General features: G+C 43.7%; 15 protein-coding genes, 1 other RNA gene and 1 pseudogene. 5 read left to right on the top strand and 12 right to left on the bottom strand.

The window, feature by feature from the left end; translation table 11 throughout:
• Positions 1 to 13: 13 nt before the first annotated feature.
• The gene (locus HP567_RS14570; RefSeq protein WP_173609732.1) at positions 14 to 1,195 is read left to right on the top strand and encodes a NupC/NupG family nucleoside CNT transporter; all 1,182 of its coding nucleotides are present in this window, start codon (positions 14 to 16) and stop codon (positions 1,193 to 1,195) included.
• A 146-nt stretch (positions 1,196 to 1,341) separates the two neighbouring features.
• The gene (locus tag HP567_RS14565; protein ID WP_173609733.1) at positions 1,342 to 2,097 is read left to right on the top strand and encodes an alpha/beta fold hydrolase; all 756 of its coding nucleotides are present in this window, start codon (positions 1,342 to 1,344) and stop codon (positions 2,095 to 2,097) included.
• Between the two features lie 127 nt (positions 2,098 to 2,224).
• On the opposite strand, the gene HP567_RS14560 is transcribed toward HP567_RS14565, so the two are convergent.
• The 3 genes and pseudogenes from HP567_RS14560 to HP567_RS14545 form a co-directional block, all read right to left on the bottom strand.
• Positions 2,225 to 4,267: a molybdopterin-containing oxidoreductase family protein gene (locus tag HP567_RS14560; protein WP_173609734.1), complete on the bottom strand. Its 2,043-nt coding sequence runs from the start codon at positions 4,265 to 4,267 to the stop codon at positions 2,225 to 2,227.
• Positions 4,268 to 4,372: 105 nt separating this feature from the next.
• Positions 4,373 to 4,516 (bottom strand): annotated as a pseudogene (locus HP567_RS14555) (DUF418 domain-containing protein); the annotation flags it as partial.
• Between the two features lie 863 nt (positions 4,517 to 5,379).
• Positions 5,380 to 6,042 (bottom strand): nitroreductase family protein, encoded by a 663-nt coding sequence (locus HP567_RS14545; protein WP_173609735.1) that lies wholly within the window; start codon positions 6,040 to 6,042, stop codon positions 5,380 to 5,382.
• 195 nt (positions 6,043 to 6,237) lie between these two features.
• Here HP567_RS14545 and HP567_RS14540 point away from each other — a divergent pair, with 195 nt between their 5' ends.
• A complete protein-coding gene (locus HP567_RS14540) occupies positions 6,238 to 6,828 on the top strand; it encodes a TetR/AcrR family transcriptional regulator (protein WP_173609736.1) in 591 nt (196 codons plus the stop codon).
• Between the two features lie 1,511 nt (positions 6,829 to 8,339).
• Here HP567_RS14540 and HP567_RS14535 read toward each other — a convergent pair.
• The 8 genes from HP567_RS14535 to rnpB form a co-directional block, all read right to left on the bottom strand.
• The gene (locus HP567_RS14535; protein WP_173609737.1) at positions 8,340 to 8,852 is read right to left on the bottom strand and encodes a hypothetical protein; all 513 of its coding nucleotides are present in this window, start codon (positions 8,850 to 8,852) and stop codon (positions 8,340 to 8,342) included.
• Positions 8,853 to 10,370: 1,518 nt separating this feature from the next.
• Entirely contained in the window at positions 10,371 to 10,745 is a 375-nt protein-coding gene (locus HP567_RS14530; protein WP_229088032.1) for a hypothetical protein, read from the bottom strand.
• A gap of 143 nt (positions 10,746 to 10,888) precedes the next feature.
• On the bottom strand, positions 10,889 to 11,518 hold the full coding sequence (locus tag HP567_RS14525) for a hypothetical protein (protein ID WP_173609739.1): 630 nt from the start codon (positions 11,516 to 11,518) through the stop codon (positions 10,889 to 10,891).
• Positions 11,519 to 11,629: 111 nt separating this feature from the next.
• Entirely contained in the window at positions 11,630 to 11,776 is a 147-nt protein-coding gene (locus HP567_RS14520; RefSeq protein WP_229088030.1) for an aspartyl-phosphate phosphatase Spo0E family protein, read from the bottom strand.
• Positions 11,777 to 12,139: 363 nt separating this feature from the next.
• Positions 12,140 to 12,625: a MarR family transcriptional regulator gene (locus HP567_RS14515; protein ID WP_173609741.1), complete on the bottom strand. Its 486-nt coding sequence runs from the start codon at positions 12,623 to 12,625 to the stop codon at positions 12,140 to 12,142.
• Positions 12,626 to 12,728: 103 nt separating this feature from the next.
• Positions 12,729 to 14,240 carry a monooxygenase gene (locus HP567_RS14510; protein ID WP_173609742.1) on the bottom strand — a complete coding sequence of 504 codons (1,512 nt, stop codon included), beginning with the start codon at positions 14,238 to 14,240 and terminating at the stop codon, positions 12,729 to 12,731.
• Between the two features lie 163 nt (positions 14,241 to 14,403).
• A complete protein-coding gene (locus tag HP567_RS14505; RefSeq protein ID WP_173609743.1) occupies positions 14,404 to 16,740 on the bottom strand; it encodes an S-layer homology domain-containing protein in 2,337 nt (778 codons plus the stop codon).
• A gap of 277 nt (positions 16,741 to 17,017) precedes the next feature.
• Positions 17,018 to 17,407, bottom strand: an RNA gene (gene rnpB / locus HP567_RS14500) — RNase P RNA component class B.
• A gap of 115 nt (positions 17,408 to 17,522) precedes the next feature.
• Here rnpB and HP567_RS14495 point away from each other — a divergent pair.
• Both HP567_RS14495 and HP567_RS14490 read left to right on the top strand, forming a co-directional pair.
• Positions 17,523 to 17,831 carry an iron-sulfur cluster biosynthesis family protein gene (locus HP567_RS14495; protein ID WP_106782299.1) on the top strand — a complete coding sequence of 103 codons (309 nt, stop codon included), beginning with the start codon at positions 17,523 to 17,525 and terminating at the stop codon, positions 17,829 to 17,831.
• A 13-nt stretch (positions 17,832 to 17,844) separates the two neighbouring features.
• A complete protein-coding gene (locus HP567_RS14490; RefSeq protein ID WP_173609744.1) occupies positions 17,845 to 18,378 on the top strand; it encodes a gamma carbonic anhydrase in 534 nt (177 codons plus the stop codon).
• Positions 18,379 to 18,453: 75 nt separating this feature from the next.
• Here HP567_RS14490 and HP567_RS14485 read toward each other — a convergent pair whose 3' ends face one another.
• Positions 18,454 to 19,137 (bottom strand): DUF1385 domain-containing protein, encoded by a 684-nt coding sequence (locus tag HP567_RS14485; protein WP_173609745.1) that lies wholly within the window; start codon positions 19,135 to 19,137, stop codon positions 18,454 to 18,456.
• Positions 19,138 to 19,183 lie beyond the last annotated feature (46 nt).

Genomic DNA, 19,183 nt, shown 5'->3' with positions numbered 1-19,183 from the left:
CTTGGAGGTTGTAATGAATTTTATCATTCCCATCGCTGGCATACTCATCGTGATCGGGTTAGCATTGTTAGGGAGCAATAGTCGAAAACAGGTCAAATACAGACCGATCATCGTCATGATTGCTCTGCAATTTTTGCTCGCCTTTCTTCTTCTGCATACCAAGTTTGGGTTTATATTCGTTTCAGCCATTTCCAAATCGTTTGAAAAGCTTCTTGCTTTTGCTGCGGAAGGAATCAATTTCGTATTTGGCAATCTGGCAAACGACGGACAAATGTCCTTTTTCCTTGGTGTTTTGCTCCCAATCGTCTTCATTTCCGTCCTCATCGGTATTTTGCGTCACTTCAAGATTTTGCCGATGATCATGAAAGCAATTGGCTTTGTTCTGAGCAAAATTAACGGCATGGGTAAGCTGGAGTCTTACAACGCTGTTGCTTCTGCTATTGTCGGCCAAAATGAAGTATTCATCACGGTGAAAAAACAGCTCGGTTCCTTGCCGGAGCACCGTCTGTATACGCTGTGCGCGTCAGCCATGTCAACCGTTTCGATGTCGATTGTCGGTGCGTACATGACGATGATTGAGCCAAAATACGTTGTCACGGCCCTGTTCTTGAATCTGTTTGGCGGCTTTATTATCGCTTCGATTATCAACCCTTATACAGTGAACGAAGAAGAAGATTTACTGGAGATTCAAAGTAATGAAAAGCAGTCCTTTTTCGAAATGCTCGTCGAGTACATCATGGACGGATTCAAGGTAGCGGTAGTCGTGGGAGCCATGCTGCTCGGTTTTGTTGCTTTGATCGCAGCTGTGAATAGCTTGTTCGGCATGATTTTCGGCTGGACGTTCCAAGAAATGCTCGGATTCGTCTTCGCTCCTTTTGCCGTCCTGATGGGCATTCCTTTTGGGGAAGCGATGACGGCTGGTAGTATCATGGCGACGAAGCTCGTAACGAACGAGTTTGTAGCGATGATCGAGCTGGGAAAAGTCGTATCTGAACTGAGCCCACGTACAGTAGGAATTCTCTCCGTCTTCCTCGTTTCGTTCGCGAACTTCTCCTCTATCGGCATTATCGCTGGTGCGGTGAAAGGGCTGAATGAGAAACAATCCAATGTGGTTGCTCGCTTTGGGTTGAAGCTGTTGTTCGGTGCCACGCTGGTTAGTCTTTTGTCTGGTATCGTCGTCAGCTTTGTTTTGTAAGTGACATAAAAAAGTGTCCCTCTGCCATGTGCAGTAGGGACACTTTTTTGTATGCAAAGGGTATAGCTAAAGTTCTCTTACAAAAAAAGGATGATTGCATGATTTGTGGAAATGAACCAAATAAAAAAATATTTGGAGGAGATAAAATGAGTGACATTGGAATAAATGAACCGAGTCAAAAGCTCGACATCGGTGGAGTTAGACTATGTTTCAAATATTTTGGTGAAATAAGTGATTTTCCGACGGTGGTTTTTGATTCTGGTTATGGGTGTACATTGAACTACTGGAGTTCAATTGGTGGTGACATTTCAAAGCATACTAGGATGTTCATTTATGACCGAGCAGGTATAGGGGAAAGTGAAAATGATAAAAGACCTCGTCATAGTCAGCAAATCATTGAGAATCTTAGAAGCTTGCTTCAGAAAGCAAACGTGTCTCCCCCTTACGTTTTGGTCGGGCACTCTTTTGGGGGATTGAATGTTCGACTATATGCAAGTACATTCCCAGAAGAGGTTGCCGGAGTGATTTTATTAGATCCATGTCATGAAGATCAAAATAAAGTCATGGTTCCTTTGTTCTCTGAAGAAGTTCAAGCAGCGTACTATAGTCAGTTTGTTCTTGAAGGTTCTATTCAAGAGATAGAAGAAAGCTTTGAACAAGCTCGGAATTCTAAATCACTTGGCAACAAGCCACTCATTGTCGTATCGGGTACATTACAACCTCATCATAATCCCGAATCTATGGCTGCTTGGGTCCATTTACATAAAGAGCTTACGAAATTATCAACCCGCAGCAAGCATATCATCGTTGAAAATGCTGGACATGCCATTCATATTGATCAGCCAAATGTTGTCGTAGATATCATTAAAGACATGCTGTTTTTGTGTAAAGCTCAAAAATAATTAAGATGAATTGGTTTTACAGCAACTATGATCATTGGACAACTCCCTCACTATAACCCTTGCTATCCTTTCGGGTAATAAAAGTAACCAGCGAGTGTCCGGCTACAATCGAGACACTCGCTGATTTTTATCGTATGACCTTCTCCACATCGACACGCCCGGAAAAAAAGGTAGCTCCTCCCCCCATGTCCGCGATGCGATCCGGGGTCAGCACATTTACATAATGCTTTGAGTGAGGAGCATCAGCCCACAAGCCTTGACTAACCACCACTCCCGGTAAAACATTTTCTCCTATCGATACAACCAGCTCGCATTCTCCCCGCTCATTCCATATGCGGACCGTATCTCCGTCACTTATGCCTGATACAGACGCATCTGCCTCATTCATATGCAAACGTGGTATTTTCTCCATTTTCTTATGCTTCTCATTATTCGAGAACGTGGAGTTCAAATAGTTGTGATTCGGTCCCGGCACAAATAAATACGGGAAATTCCCATCATTTACCAATGGCGTGTACGTCGGTAATGGGGGCAGCCCTCGTTTTTCCATTGCCTGCGAGTAAAGCTCAATTTTGCCACTTGGTGTGGGGAGATGTTCCAAAAAGAAAGGTTCCAAATTTGCTTTGGCATATTGTTTTTCGACCAAAGTTTCATACGTGATTCCTTCCAAATGAGGATTGCCGTGCCCCTCCAACGCCTGTCTGACCATCTCTGCATCACTGTCTTGAAAAACAGGTTCGTCATACCCCATGGCGGCAGCCAGCAAGCGGAAAACATCCGTGTTGGACTTGCTCTCTCCAAACGGGGCGATCACCGGTTGCTGAAGTTGAATGTAATGATGCCAATACGACGTGTAAAAATCCGTATTTTCATAAGAAGACGTCGCTGGCAAAACGATATCGGCATAAAGAGCCGTCTCCGTCAAAAATAAATCATGCACAACGGTGAATAAATCCTCTCTCGCCAAGCCTTGCCGTACTTTGTTTCCATCCGGTGCAACAATGGCTGGGTTGCTCGTATAGACGAAGAGCGATTTCACCGGCGGCTCTGTATTGAGCAACGCTTTTCCAAGCTCATTCATGTTAATGACTCTCGTCTGTTTATTGGCCAGCAAATCTGGTCGCTGCACGGCAAGCTTGTTGTGCTCCAAGAAACCTTTATTTCCTTTATTGGCCCCACCACCTTTGACGAGCCACTGCCCTGTCAGGGCCGGAAGACAAGCAATCGTCCTTACACACATTCCACCATTGTCGTGATGCTGAATGCCGTTTCCAATGCGAATAAAGGACGGCGAAGTGGTGCCATACATTCTCGCCAATTTGTAAATATCGTCGACAGGGACTCCCGTTATGGCTGATACGGTAGCAGGATCGTAGGTACGAACATGCTCCCTGAGCTCTTCATGTCCTACCGTATACTTTTCCATAAAGGCTGAATCCACCAAGTTTTCTGCAAAAAGCACATGCATGATACCCAAAGCCAAAGCTGTATCTGTTCCGGGTAAAATCGGGATAAACCAATCAGCCCATCGACCCGTCTGATTTTTATGGACATCGATCACGACGATCTTCGCCCCATTTTTTCGAGCCTGTTCTGCAAATACCACTTGATGCATGTTGGTGCTGACCGTATTGATTCCCCACATGATGAACAGCTTGGAATGAACGGTGTCTTCCGGATCTGTTCCAAAAGCTCCGCCCATCGTGTAGCTGTACCCTACAGCCCCTGCACTGTTGCAGATCGTACGGTCAAGCTGACTAGCCCCCATCCGATGGAAAAAGCGGCGATCCATTCCTTCGACACTAATTCGCCCCATGTTCCCGTAAAAGCTGTAAGGCAAGATGCTCTCGGGACCGTCTGAATCGATCAAGGCACGCCAACGTTCGGTTATGGTAGTGATGGCTTCTTCCCAACTGATTCGAACAAACCCCCCGCTCCCCTTTTTGCCAACACGCTTCAACGGATGCGTGAGTCGCTTGGGATCGTAAATGCGCTCTGTCATGTTGCGGACTTTGTTGCAAATATTCCCCTTCGTCACCGGATGGTTCGGGTCCCCTTCGATTTTGACGATTTTCCCCTCTTTTTTATGAAGGAGCAATCCACATTGGTCCGGGCAATCAAGTGAACAGACTGCTGGAAAAACACCGTTTTCCTGTGTCGTATAAGTCATGGAGGTTCCCTCTTTCTCCTAACCATAAATGGCTTTTATACGCTATTATAATCGATTGAAAAAAGAAGGCACTACCCCTGCTGAATGAGAAGTTCATGAGTTTTAAATCGCGGTCAATAGCAGAGAAAGGCTCCAAATAGCCACGGCAATCAAAGCAGCTATCCCGTTCCTAGCATGTTCCCCTAAATCGAGTGCTACTGGTGACAAGAAAAGAACAAGCATTGCTTCATTCCATACAAAGAAGGTTAATTTACAAAACACTTTTGTATGTAAGGAATGTGTAGACTTTTTATACCACGATCTTCATATTGTCTAAAACAACTAAGTAGCCCCTCTCCATAATAGTACATGTCTGCCGACACAAGCATACTGCCAATCGATTTTGCAACTCAAACATACTATTACTTTACATCGCAGTATCGCACGTTGAGGATTTTTTTAGACGTATTTTGCATGTTCCGATATTGTTTGATAAACCTCCATCTATGGATTGTCAAGTGGCTTATGAGTACTTTCGTTATTTATACATAATTGATATTATGTATAATTATCTGGATCCCATGATAATGACTGAGTAAACCCCTACTGTGAACTGTCGAGTGACACAAATATAGGTACCAAAATGACACAAACATGTATACCGTTCATCTGGAACGTATTCACCCTTGAATTATAATCAGCAATTACAAGTAAATAGTGATTATGAAACCGCCCCGTTGGTATACATGTTTGTGTCATCAGGCATGAACGGATTACGTTTTAAAGGTGCTTTTGTTACAAACACTGCGTAGTCCATGTGGTTCCAAATTGAATAGCTGCTATTTTGTAAAACTAGCATTCTTTACAAACCAATTTGAGCACCTTGGCTGTCGTGATGGTAGGAACGCCGATTGCACTTACGTTCGGGGTGCCGGTCGGCACTTGCTTGGTGACCTTATCGGTTGGCGTGCCGTATTCGGACTCATATCTCTTCTTGCTCTTGTTTTATTTGGTTGGGTTCTTTGCAAAGTGCCGGATTATCCTTAAAGTAATAAAAAGCGCCAATCCGGTAATGGTTGGCGGCTTAGCGCATATTTTCGTTAAAATGCTGGCGGTCCCCCTTTTACAGTTTGTTATTCCTTAGGCATTTCGTTAAAGAAAGCTACCTCATCGACTGCCAGCCTCACAGTCGGATGACCGGGCTTCGCCGCCTTGCCGATGGCGATCAGCATAATCGGAATGTAGCGTTCTGATATGCGGAAAGCTTCCATGAACTTTTGTTTGTCGTAGCCGCCAATCGGTACCGTGTCGTATCCTTTAGCGCGGGCGACAAGCATGAGTTGCATCGATACTAGCCCGCCGTCGGTATAAGCGATTTGGCGGATGTCCTCGAGTGGCATGCTCGAATACATGCCGGTATAGTGTTTAACCATCGATTTTGCCGTATCCGCAGGCATGAAGCCCGCATCGACAGCTTGACCGTAAATCTTCTCGGCCATCCGGATGTTCTTGAGGTCTCCAAGAACGGCGACGACAGCCGAAGCTTCGACCACTTGCTGTTGATTGAATGCGATCGGAAGCAGCTTCTGCTTCAGCTCCGGCGCGTCGATAACGAGAAACCGCCACGGCTGCAGGTTAGCGGCTGAAGGAGCCAGCGTGGCTTGCCGCAGTATTTCGGCCAGTTCCTCCCGCGAAATTTTGACCTCGGGATTATAACTACGAACCGACCGGCGTTCTTGAATAACATCGAAAAAAGGTTGGTACTCCATCGTTTGCGATGGTTGTGAAATTGACATGGTTCTCTCCTCCTTTTGGTTTGGAAAAGCTGCATGCAGTTTTTCGTTCAAATACAACACTGGTTGTTTGAACAACACTTGTTGTATTTGTAGGTTATAATAACAACTGATTGATGCGCAATCATCAATAACCCTAAACCGTTGTATAGACAACACCATCTCTATAATGTCGTTTTTATGGGGGAGATCCTAACCATGACAATGAAAAAGAATGAAGCTGATCCTCGTGTGGTACGTACACGGCGACTCCTTCAAGACGCTTTCGATTCACTAATTCAAGAGAAAGATTTTGAATCGATAACCGTTAGGGATATTGCAGAGCGGGCTACTGTTAACAGAACGACTTTTTATGCGCACTTTGTAGATAAGTTCGAAATTCTTGAGGCCAAACTAATGGAATCATTTATGACTATCATAAATCGTAGAATAAGCGGTCATGAAGTATTAAATGAAGAAACAATTCAGAGTATTTTTCTGGGTGTATGCGATTTTCACAAGGGTCTAAGCACTATGTGTAAAAGAAGGTATGAATCGCTTGGACCTGTATTCGAAATTCAAATAAAGGAAAAAATTCAAACGATTCTTCTTTCCTTTATAGACGAAGACAAGATGCTATCGAGTCCAAACGCGCAATTCTTAATAAATACAGCTTCTATCATGTTAAGTTGGGGGATGTATGGGGCGGCTTACGTTTGGAACAATGAGGGGCGTCTAATTAGTGCGGAATCATTCGTTAAACAGACAATGCCCTTAGTGATGAACGGAGCCAAAGAACTGCTGGGATAGGTCCTGCCGGTATTTCTCTATCCTACCCGTTCAGATGAAACCATTATCTTGAATCAAGGTTGTTGTGTAACACAATGAATCATCCCGCTATCCTTGTATGCTGTACGACGGCCTGGCCCCAATACCATGGATCTTTAGAAGTAATAACCAACTAATCCGAAAAGTTACCTTTTCGGATTAGTTTAGAGAGGCGTTGTTGAAGTAAAGAAGGTACCCAGTTAATCCTATTATCTGACGACACAAAGATTCTACCATTCCGCGATACAACCAAGCTTTCAAATAGTGTTACGATTAAGCTGACACCGTCCTCTCTCCTCAGATAAAGAGGCGCACACTTGGTGTGCAATGAGGTTCAAGAGCCGTACTTTAAATGAGTTTTTCTTCCTGTTAATAGACAAATAGTTGGAAGAAAATTTAACTCGTTGAACTTGAGCATATCTAGCGGATTAGTTTAATTGATGTGAGTTGGCTAATCAAGAAGGCTGTGCCTCTAAGTAGATATTTCAACAAATGGTGCTGCCCTAGATATGATTTATTTACCTCTGTTTAATTGTTCGATTGAATTCCAACCTACAGGAGGGCGTCTCCCTTTTGAAAACCAAACGCATCCATTGCTAACCCAATTATCTCTCCATTTTTTGTAAACCGCCTCTTTATCAGGTACATCATCGTCATCATAACCATAGTGAATCCCACAACACGGGCATATTTCGTCTGAAGGTATTCCCCTTTCATTGTATGGGGCCTCCAAAAGTTCATTATAATTGCAAACAAAGCACCTGTTCATATTGATCATCATCTCCCTGGTTGCCTACTCCAATAAGTAGGTGATGTAGGTTTAAAGAAGGTTCTAGTGTAACCACGAGAATTATAGGAACCAAAAACGTCGGTATTTTGGTCATACTCTCTAATCTTTCCCTCGCAATCAACCTTAACCTGAGAATTACTTCTGTTTTTAAAGAAGTCATTTGCCATTTTGCATATTCCACTGGGGGTTGAGACCAAAGTCTGATCCATGTCTCTCGAAATGCTCCTGTAGAAAAGGTAGTTACACTAGTTTCTTATCATCCAAAGTAATCAATACGTCTCCCGCTAGAAGGTCTTTAGCTTTGAGCCACTCTTTTCCAACAATATTTTCCAACAATCCAGAAAGGATGTTCATCCGTTATTAACCTAAGCGATTCAGAAAGCAAAAACATTTTGTTTTCACCACGCTAAGGGTGTAACCGGCTTTATTGCTATGCTTGGTTCAATGGCATCAATGATTCTAGGATCTCCTACATCCACACATCCGTTAAAAAATAAAGAAAGGCTTCAACCCCTAAGGGATTGTCTTTCTCTACACCAACGTGTCAAGGGTTCGCTTCGCCTTACGCCCTTCACCTTGTTGGTTCCATGAAAGATGTCCCAATTAGGGGATGAAACCTTTTTAATATCGGTTGATTGAGTTTACACAAAACCCTTACAGACCCGAGGCCGTGTTAGAATTTATCAAATAAGGTCCTCCAACTCTATTCAACTAAGTTTACATGAAATCGGTTCTTTAATTCTGACCATGTGGCGTTAAGAAATTCAACCTTGTTCGTAAACCCAATATAATGCTTAAAATTTTCTTCGTCAAAAGTTGCATAATATTCTTGTTGGAATATCATATTCGAGTATTTCGAAAAGTCGTCGCCATCCTTCACAACAACACATCGAAACAAACTGTCGATATCTATCGCTTTTATAATCTCGTCCGTTGTCTTTACTGAGAACCAAATAATATTTGGTGGAGTATTATTTGGTTTGTCCCAGTGAGGACTTGTCTCTTCCCACGGCAATACCCATTCGGAATTAGTAAATAGACGTCTTTCATTGATGAAATCTTGAATCTCCGACTCGAATAAATGAAGATTTCTCTCATAGAAGGAGAATAACAGCAAGGAATCGTTTTCTATTAAAAAACTAAGAATTTGAGCAACTTCCTCAGTTGACACATTATGTTTTAACATTCCAATTAATTTTATAAAGTTAAGTTCCATGCTATTCTCCTAATCGTTAAAGTAGAAATGTTGGTCTGATCTAGTTCTCCCTGTGTTTGGATCAATATATTGAAAGTGAGTTGGGTTATATTAGTTAAGATCGATTACATCTTTTTGGAAAGAATGAATAGCTTTTTTTAAGATTACATTGGAAGGGCTACTCTGGTGCTTTCTATATACTTAAAATCACTCAAACCAGTTTTCATTTTACTATCACTTTAAATCCTCTTCCATTTTTCTCTGCATCAGTAAAGACTTGGAGTAATTTCTCTGCATAATCGCCTAGATATTCAACACTTTTTTCATAATTCAACCATTCAATCGTACCTCCAAAACTTATTTAATGGCAGTTGGCTGCTATGCCATCAGCGTCAAATATGGCTGCCAAATCACTGATTTTTGTTCTTTGCCATACAGCTTGGAATGCTGCACAATCAAATCATATTCTTCCGTCACAATATCCACTCGATCAATCGAGATCTTTGCCTGCCAAATATAATTCGAAAAGCACGGTTTCTTTCAAAATTTTAGATTTCGCCAAACGTGCATCGTCTTTGAATTCGCGTCCATTCTTTTCACCAGATCGAATAAAACAATTGTACCGTCATTGGCAATATCAATACATTTCCCATTCTTTTTGTAGCGATGATGGGCCGTTTTTTTGAAATGATATTCAGCCGAATCTTTGCCATTGTCAAAGCTCCCTTTGTTCGAAGCTGTAATATGTAACGCTAATGGGTTAAATTCAAACATTTTTGTGCGTACAGGCATATTAAAGGAACATCATACGGGGATAATTAGGGTTAAGTTCATTCAGTACGTTCCGCCCAATTTATTCGGCACTGGGTAGTGTTCATTTTGCTCAAAAAGAACCACCCTACGCCGGTTAAGGCGTAGAGTGGCGCTAAGTTAATAGATCCTAATGACAGTAAAAGGAGTTTTGAATTTGTTATTTCCGAAACAAATCATTTGTCACCCCTCCATTAGTAGTAATATGGTTATTAACGACAATCGTTTTCTGTTGATGATGACTATTTTTTCCAATGACTTTGATGCCACTTTAGATTCTGTCATACTTTGTAGCACTATAGTCCAAGCGCCCAAGCAAATAAATAACCACGCTAAACTGTAAACTCCGTTTCAACTTAATTGACATGTCTTTATGATCACATGATTAGGTAAACTATTCCACATCAGCAATTCATTTAGGCTTAAAGTGGTCAGAATCTTTAAAATGAGAATCATTTAAACCTCTTTGTAGGCGCACTCTTTACGTTATAACACGCTGAGGGATACAACAAGAAGTTGCTAGTAAGCCTAGGTGTTCACTGAAAATAATGTATTAGACTCGAAAAATAAAGGGTACCGGCAATATGAAAAACTCGTGTTCCTTAGCGTACAGGAATACGAGTTTTTTATTACATCCAGGTCACATTTTGTTGGCGGTACCCCCAAAAGATACCATGTAGGCTGTGGCCACGTTTGCCACAAGAGGTACAATTCGTAACAAGCGATTTGCTACTTCTGATTATCTTCAGGAAGTAGCGAATATTCTAAACCCATAAAACTAGCTACGGAGAGCTTTTCTTCGTTGCTGACCTGAAATCGGTAATTAGCAGGAGACAATAGCGCCTTTTCATCATCTTCCGATAAATTTTCTTTTAGCTTTAGCTGTTGCGAAATCGTATACCGATTCTCTTTACTGTTGAACTCAATTTGAACGTGTGAAGGAGTCTCAGCAAGCAAATTTTTAATGGTCTCGTTGCCTGGCATATCTGCAAACGTAAAGTAAATGGGTTTTTCAGTATGCATCATTTTTTCTCTTAAATCGTCCGAAATTAAGATTCGTAACGTGAGTTCTGCCGAATTACCGTTTTTTGTTATTTGAAGCACGGATGTTTTTAGATTCTCCCCTGTAATTTCTTCGAAATAATCGTAGACAGTTACATATGACTTCTCTTTAGGGACTGTTACTGCCTCGCTACAGCCACTAAGAAGAACTATGAACAGAAGGAGAAGTATATGGAGAGGTCGGATCATAGATCTTTTGATTTTTTACTAGAATACTCTTTGTACGAGTATTTGACGTTAACGTAGTTAGAATCTACTACTCTGCCTTGAAAATATTCGTTTAAGCTTCCAGTTGTTTTTACGGCTTTTGATCCGTATTCAACGGTTGTAATCGTACGCTTTGGTATGACCCAACTGTGGGTTGTTTCTACAATGTCTTCATCTCCAAAGGAGACTTCTGCATTAATCCCCACTTTTCCCTCTATGATCCTCCAGTTGACTTTCGTCTCGGCTTCCACGCCTATTTTTCCGGTTAGAAATGTTTTTCTTGTAACCTTCCTTGAAAAGGTATCGTTTTCGCTACTATCGTTCTCAATATCAGCTTCATAAGATTTTGCTTTGTATAGGTCCTTCTTAGACATTTCATATACTTTGCCAGTCATATCATTGCCAAAGGGACCAATCTTAGATGAATCACTCTTTGTAAGGTCATCTGTAAAATCATACTCTACTGGGTTCTCATATACACGTTCAACGATTTTTAGGTTACCTATTTTAATAGTCTCACCTTGAGATACTGCGAAAGCAGAGCCAGCTCCAGATACAACTAAACTGCTAAGTAAGAGAGTTGCGAAAGAAATTTTCTTAATATTCATTTTACCCTCCTGTATATTTTTAGAAATTTTAAATTCAAGGGAATTATAACATATATTTCCAAATTGAGTTGCTATAACCTTAATTCAAATAAAACCTTATCTACTTTTTTCTTATTTTTGCATCATTTTTGATTGAATTACCAGGATGTACTGATCCAATTGCTGACTTAATTCCACGACTGCATCATCCAACAAATCATTCTTCTCCAAAAACAATTGCACCAGTTGCTCGCGTAATTGTTCCACAATGTTTTTCAAATGATCTACATCGTGATAAGTTCCTCCTTCCTGATCTAACGCTAGCGTGGTACATTTACTTATAGGAGCTGTATCTGCTCCTCCTGCGGGCGTTCCTTTAACCTGGCCAAGGGGTGGAACGCCCTTGATTGCGATACATATTTGCGAAGTTCTCGGCATCGATCCAAGAGAAGTTGACGAGTGGAAAGACAGACGTATACCTAACTAAGAGCGGTTTCCTATGAGAAATGCAAAATTCAACCCTAAGATTAAATAAGCAAAAAAGCCGGATTACCGTGGGGTAATCCGGCTTTTTACTTATCGAGAGTACTGTTCACAGACATAGGACACCATCAGTGTGATGGCGCCCCTTTGTTTCCGTACTTAGAAATCCCAATCCAGCAAATCCTCCAGCAATTCCCGGGAAAATGCTAATTGCTCCGGTGTGTATTTATCCAGAAAGCTCTTAAATCGCTGCTCAATGTCCCGATGCAACTGGTGATGAATCTTATACAGCTTTTGTCCCTTTGCGGTTAGCCGATAGTACACTTCCTTCTTATTATCAACCAGCTGTTGCCTTTTAATTAAATCAAGCTTCCATAGCTTTTTGCTGATCCGTGTTATGGACCCTTTCGTTAAATTGACTTTTTCCGAAATCGTCGTGACATTTATGGGACCATGATCCCCGATACAGGCAATGAAATGAATTTCCGATAGGGTAAGGTTTAGCTTCATCCCCATCTCGGCTTCCAGCTTCTGCATCTCTTCTGCCATTCGGGCAGTCAATTTGCTTTCTCGCAGCTCTTGCTGCGTGACTAGCTGTATGTAAAGCTGTATGATCCGCTGCTTGGAAAGTTCTGTGCTTTGCATATCATGTCTCCTACATTACTATCTAATCTCCTCTCCATTATATACTGATTGTTTCGAGAAAAACAATTTCATTTTGTTTTGTGCGAAACAATCGTACTTATAATCAATCATGTCCGCACCAGTGGGTGATTCCTTTCCGAATAGCTTCTATCGGATTAGACTCCTCTTGGGGAACCGCCCATGCGACATATCCATCCGGTCGAATCAACGCTGTATGCACGTCATGCCAGTCAGCAGCTCCATTAGCAAGCGAAGCGTGAACTGCATGGACATGCTTGTATTTCGACCAATCGAGTGCATCGTCCAATCGTTCATCCGAGCCGAAATGCAGCAAGAGGAAGGAACCAGAATGAAAAAGCTCGTATGCATTCTGGCACTCACCGTTCTCCAGACGCAGATTCAACTCTGTAAAACGTCGACCATTCAATACATGCGGCGGCATCTCCCCAACCGATTCATACTGGACATTGAACGCAGAAATTTGGGTAGCCAGCCGATAATTTGCCTCGGGTATTTGCAGCAGGTCGGACACCATATTCCTCAAAGCGATAACAGATGGGGAGAATTCCGAACTACCGAACAGCAGTGATTGCACCAGTGTATTCGTTAGCAATGCGGTATTGATGGGGAAACGCTCCGTATGATAGCTGTCCAACAGCCAATCCGGTGCCCAGCCTTTTAAATGGCCTGCCAGTTTCCACCCCAGGTTGATTGCCTCTTGCAAGCCAACGTTCATCCCCTGTCCTCCGGCTGGAAAATGAATATGCGCTGCATCTCCCGCCAGGAAAATCCGTCCTTCTCGATAACGCTGAGCTTGCAAGGTCGCATTGCCAAAACGAGTCATCCAAAACGGATCGGAAATCCCGAAATCGTCTCCAAGAATACGCAACAAACTTGCTCGCAGTTCGTGCAGTGTAACTGGTTCTTCCTTTGGCACAGCCATTCGCTCCGAATCGATCAGCACCACCCGATGCATCCCTTTTGGCAAGGGTACAATCATGACTAATCCTCGTTCATTAAAGTAGGAAGGAGCTCCTGATTCCGGCGGATTTTTTAAAACAACATCCCCTTGCATAGCCGTAAAAGTCGCATTCTTACCGACAAACGGAATGCCTGCCTGCTTGCGGACAATGCTGGCAGCGCCATCTGCGCCGACCACAAAAAGTGCCGTCAGCACAGCTTTTCCATTCGGCCCGGAAGTCTCAACCTCAACCATGTGCTGATCTTGGTGTACGGCCATTACCTCCACTTCTCTGCGTATTTCCACCCCTAGACTTTTCGCCCACTCCTCAAGCACCTTCTCCGTGTCATGTTGAGGAATAATCAGGGTGTAGTTGGAAGAAGAGTCCAAGACCGAAAAATCCAAGCGTGTATCAAGCGCAGCAAAATGCCCCGTCGAAATCGGCTTTCCTCTATCAAGTAATTTCGCTTTCAACCCGCGTATATCCAGGATTTCCAGTGTGCGCGGATGGACAGTGAGCGCCCGTGAGTACGGGGTCGTTTCCTTTAAACGCTCAAGTACGCAAACCTTCACTTTAGCCAACGCCAGCTCTCCAGCCACCATCATGCCAACTGGTCCGCCACCAACAATAATCACTTCGTAATCGACATGCATGGAAACCACTCCTCTTTTTTGTTTTGCACGAAACAATATGAATATATCACACCTTCTTTTAATTGAAAACCATTTTCAATGAAATACGTTTGAAAGACGATGCCAGCAAATGAAAAGGCGACCCCTTCTCGAATCGAGCAAGAGATCGCCTTTTTCTATTTTCTTATCGTTTTGCTACGACAATGGCATAGACATGACCTTGATCATTTGTCCACAAATCCACTTTGTCCTTGGAGGAAAGATCGCTTTCTTTCAAGTCATTACCGTTGTAGTATTTGATCTTTGCATCTTCTGTCATCTTCAAGCTCGTCGATACGTCATCGAAGAATACGTATTTGTCTTTGTTCACACGGGATTCAATTCCGACGAAACGCACGTTTTCCTTCGCCAGCTTTCCACTGACGGAAGCAGCAATGACATCGCCATCACGATCAAGGGTCAATGTTACGTACTCAAATTGATCGACGTCTTCAATCGCATCCTCATCCGTTACATCGTACGTCTTACCATTAACCTCTACCTTTGCGGAGGTCACCTTGCCGTCATCGTTACGGACTTCAACAGAGTCAACCACGCCGCTTACTTTTCTAGGCGCACCTGTAACTGCTTTTACTTTGCCAGCGTTGTTGAGTGTCAGCGTGTACTCTTTGTCGTTGGATGCTGCATCGCTGTCAATCGTTACACCGGACAAGAGCTCATACACTTTCCCGTTCACGGTAATTTTGGAACCGGATTTTTTCGTCACGTATCCTTTTACGGTTTGCTTTTCCAAAGCCAGCTCCACAATGTCATTCGTGCCGACGTTGTATTTCCACGTAAGAATACGGTGGTCATTGAACTGATCGGTTTTAATCGTTGTTGGAGATACGGAGCTGCCATCGACAGTCAGCTTCGCATTGGTCAAGATGTCATAGATTTTCCCGTCGATTTTCACTGTTGCCAGTTTACCAGGTGCATACGCAGTTGTGTCTGAGACCAGCTTGTTCGTAGCTGCCCCTACGCCCTGCTCTACTTTTACCAGATTTCCATTTTTGTCAAACGAAAGCACTGCAATTTGACCACTCGTCAACTCATCCAGCTCATCTACTTCGTCTTCGTCTACGAACAACTCTGTATCTTCATGCACCTCGTAATTGACGCCGCCAACGCGAATCAGATTTTTGTCTGTATCAACGGTGATCGTATCTGTGTAGCTCAGCTTCGTGTAAACAAGCTCAGATACCTTGCCGTCCACATTGAGTGTCAGCTCAACCAAGTCATCTTTTTCGATGTCAGAGAACGAAGCACTTGTTGCTTTTGCCTCTGGATGTGCCTTACCTTTGATCGTTGCTTTGGAATCCAGCGTGTAGGTCGTGCCGTCTACTCTCAGCTCTTTCTTCGAGTTGGAACCGCTCACGGAAGATACTTTTTCCACAATTCCTTTTGTCGTGTTATCGCTGATCGTGATGGACTTGATCTTGCCATTGTCTCCAACGACTGCCACAAACTTTTGACCGATGTGAGAACGGCTTACATTCACGCCATCTTCTACTTCCAATACGACTTCTCTACCATTGACGATTGCCTTGAATTTCTTCTCATCGCCTACAGCCGTTGTAAAATTAAGGCCAGTCTTCACGATTCCTTCCACGATTTCGGAGTCAGAAGTAACAACAGTGAGGAAAGCCACTCGCCCGTTTTTCGTGATGTATTCCACTTGCGCGCCTACGACCAGATTGCCGTATACTTGCGCGGAATCAGCCAATTCGATTTCTTTGTTTTGTCCGACTAGTTTCAGCTTTTTGCCAGACTTGTCATAAGAAGCGACTGCGCCCTTCACTACTTGCAGCTTCTGATTGGTTCCTTTTGCATTGCCATCTTTGTCGTAGTATGCGCCGTTTGCGTATACAGGCGTCTCCATAAAACGATCCGTGTACTTCGCGACGATATCACGCGGAGCTGCTGCTGTCGGCGTTTCCTTTGCATCGTAAATACCTGCTCTGTCCGCTTCCAGCAAGTACGGGATGTACCACTCGCTAGAGGCTGATGGACGAACGTCAATCTTCAAGCCTTGAACGTAAACAGTCAACGCTTCCGCAATTTTTACATTGTTGTTCGGTTTGAAGGTTCCATCTGGATATCCCTTGATGATGCCTTGGGATACCGCAAGATTAATGTATCCTGTTGCCCAATGATCTGCTGGCAGATCTTTAAATACAGTCTTTCCTTGCAGAAGCTTTGCTTGCGCATCTGTGTATCCGAGTGCCAGGACCGCAACTTTGGCGAACTCTGCTCTCGTCACTTCTTTATACGGTTTGAATGTGCCATCGGTATAACCTTTCAGAACACCCGCATAATTCAATTTCAGAATCGCGTCTTTGTTCACATTTCCCCCGATGTCGGAGAATGGCAGTGCCGTAGCAGCCCATCCGGTACCCGGCAATGCAAGCGAGCCTGCCAGAACCGCTGTCGCCAATAATTTTTTGAGATCCTTGCTTGCTCGATTCTTTTCTTTTTGCAAAATAAACCCCTCCATCAATATAACAGTGATATCAGTTCATTCTCTCCAGCAGACACTCCCATTTGAAGAAATGATGGAATAGTCCACAGTAGAACTGTTTTCTTCGGCTGAACGCTCTTTTTAGACGACACGATTTCCGAAAAAGTTTCAGAGCTTGTTTACGGTAAATCATTCCACTGTTCCTCAAACATTGATAGGTAGCGGGTTCACGATATTTCGCAGAACGTAAAAAAACCACCTGAGATCAGGTGGTTTTACGTTTCATTCCAGCAGGAAATGCTATAAGCCAGGTTCTGTCTCTCCCGTGCTTCAAGCGGGGCAATCCCTCGCACCAAGAGCGGTAGCCATCTATCTATGGCATCCGAAGATACCATCCGTCCTTTCCGTTTGATTCCTTCAGGACGGTTCCCCTACCTAATTTGGGTTTCTCGCTCGCAGGGTTTACCGCGTTCCATCTTTTCTGTCGCCAGAAAAGCTACGTTTCTGTGGCACTTTCAGCGTACTCGGGCCTCAGAGAGAGCCCTTTCCACGCCGTCAGCAAGGCTCAGCACCTCACTGCCCTGGCTTGCACCAGGTACGAACACTCCAGGCATCTCAGCCTGGGCGAGCCTGGACTTTCCTCTACCGCCAATCATCGAAACGATTGCGGCAGCGACTACCCACATTTCCTGCACATCAGAATCAGTAACATTTACTCTATCACATGCCTCCTACATGGTCAACAAGCAGGATTTGGAAGGGTCATTTGTAGTACAATAGAAATGGTACAAGGAGGTAGGACGATGATAACCATTACTCCAACTGCGGCAGTACGTCTTGCACAAATGATCGCGGAGGAATCGGATGCTGAACAGCTCGGAATCAGACTCGTCCCGACTACGACGGGTTGTGGCAGCTATACATATAGCATCGCCATTACGGAAGCGGACAAACATGATCTCGACCAAGAAATAAGTGGGATTCGTTTCTTTTATCAAACACATGAGATTGACAAGCTCTCCGGGACGGTCATCGACTGCGATCCTGCAACTGGCCGCTTCTCCATTTTCCATCCGCGCCCCATGCAAACAGATTGCTCGCTTACTCATTGATTAGGAGGTAACTATGCTGCTCTTATCATTTGAAAACATCAAACCGAAGATTCACCCTACGGTTTTTCTTGCAAAAGGCTCCGTCGTTTCTGGCGATGTCGAAATTGGCGAGGATTCTTCTATTTGGTACAACACCGTCATCCGCGGGGACATCGCTCCGACCGTCATTGGAAAACGCGTCAGTGTCCAAGACAACAGCACCCTGCATCAAAGCCCGAACAACCCGTTGATCCTTGAAGACGAGGTGACTGTAGGACATAACGCTGTTTTACATAGCTGCGTGGTACGTCGGGGCGCATTGATTGGAATGGGCGCGATTGTGCTGGATGGTGCGGAAATCGGAGAAGAAGCGATGGTTGCTGCGGGTGCACTCGTTCCTCCAGGCATGAAGGTGCCACCTCGCTCGCTTGTTGTTGGCAACCCAGCAAAAGTAAAACGTGAACTCAACGAGGCAGACCTGAAAGAATTCGTACGCATTCGCCAATCGTATGTGGATAAAGGAAAGACGTATCGCCAACTGGAAGAAAGCCCGCTCGAACGGGAATAGAAAAAAAGGAAGAATTAGGACCCTGTGATGGAACAAAAAAAGCGGCGTATCCATAGTGGAAACACCGCTTTTTCCTTACGAAGCATTCTGCAATCGATCCACTTCGCGAATGTGCTCAAATAGCATATACGAGCGAATCGCTGTCTCTAAATGAATCCGATCCGGTTCTTTGGTCGTGCTGTATTTTTGAAAGAAAGCCGACAGCTTGTAAAGAAAACCGAAATATTTACGCACGTAGCGATCCCCGAGCATACCAACAAGCAGTCCTGCTCCCCCGCATGCGACGCTCCATTCCAAGGGTAAGAAGAATACAGACAAAAAGAACCCCGTAAAAAACCACACGACCAGATTCGTCGAGCAACCGTCATTCACGATATTTGCCCGTTGAATCTCTTTCAGTGCTGCTAGCGATTTCTTCCCTCCATAGCTAAACACTTTATGTTCTGCACCGTGAAATTTTTTCATCTTTTTCGGAAAAACGAAGTGAAACCCTGCGATGTATACAGCTACCCACATTGGATCGATGATGGCCCAGTCAGGCTTTATGATCGCCGCCAGTACATAACCAGCAAGAAGGAAGTGAAACAATTGATAGTACCAAGGAAAGGAGAAGAAGATTCGATACCAGAGCTTCCCTATCGTTTTCAATGTGATTTTTTCCGCCCACATGTGAATCACGCCGTCTTTTACTTCCGCGCAAGCCAGCACATTTCGATCATGAAAAAGCACACCGCGTCCAAAAGACATCCCCATAATCATGTCGTTAGCTATTCTCCTTCCGCCCTAATGTCGTTATAATAGGTTG

It is taken from the genome of Brevibacillus sp. M2.1A, from assembly GCF_013284355.2.
Classification (GTDB): Bacteria; Bacillota; Bacilli; order Brevibacillales; family Brevibacillaceae; genus Brevibacillus.
This window is presented reverse-complemented; position numbering and strand designations above follow the sequence as displayed.

Bases quoted from the DNA above. Each gene is read 5' to 3' on its own strand.
- HP567_RS14490 (WP_173609744.1), top strand. From the start codon at position 17,845: ATGCTGCTCTTATCATTTGAAAACATCAAACCGAAGATTCACCCTACG.
- HP567_RS14515 (WP_173609741.1), bottom strand. From the start codon at position 12,625: ATGCAAAGCACAGAACTTTCCAAGCAGCGGATCATACAGCTTTACATA.
- HP567_RS14560 (WP_173609734.1), bottom strand. From the start codon at position 4,267: ATGACTTATACGACACAGGAAAACGGTGTTTTTCCAGCAGTCTGTTCA.
- HP567_RS14565 (WP_173609733.1), top strand. From the start codon at position 1,342: ATGAGTGACATTGGAATAAATGAACCGAGTCAAAAGCTCGACATCGGT.
- HP567_RS14535 (WP_173609737.1), bottom strand. From the start codon at position 8,852: ATGGAACTTAACTTTATAAAATTAATTGGAATGTTAAAACATAATGTG.
- HP567_RS14570 (WP_173609732.1), top strand. From the start codon at position 14: ATGAATTTTATCATTCCCATCGCTGGCATACTCATCGTGATCGGGTTA.
- HP567_RS14540 (WP_173609736.1), top strand. From the start codon at position 6,238: ATGACAATGAAAAAGAATGAAGCTGATCCTCGTGTGGTACGTACACGG.
- HP567_RS14545 (WP_173609735.1), bottom strand. From the start codon at position 6,042: ATGTCAATTTCACAACCATCGCAAACGATGGAGTACCAACCTTTTTTC.
- HP567_RS14525 (WP_173609739.1), bottom strand. From the start codon at position 11,518: ATGAATATTAAGAAAATTTCTTTCGCAACTCTCTTACTTAGCAGTTTA.
- HP567_RS14510 (WP_173609742.1), bottom strand. From the start codon at position 14,240: ATGCATGTCGATTACGAAGTGATTATTGTTGGTGGCGGACCAGTTGGC.
- HP567_RS14485 (WP_173609745.1), bottom strand. From the start codon at position 19,137: ATGATTATGGGGATGTCTTTTGGACGCGGTGTGCTTTTTCATGATCGA.
- HP567_RS14495 (WP_106782299.1), top strand. From the start codon at position 17,523: ATGATAACCATTACTCCAACTGCGGCAGTACGTCTTGCACAAATGATC.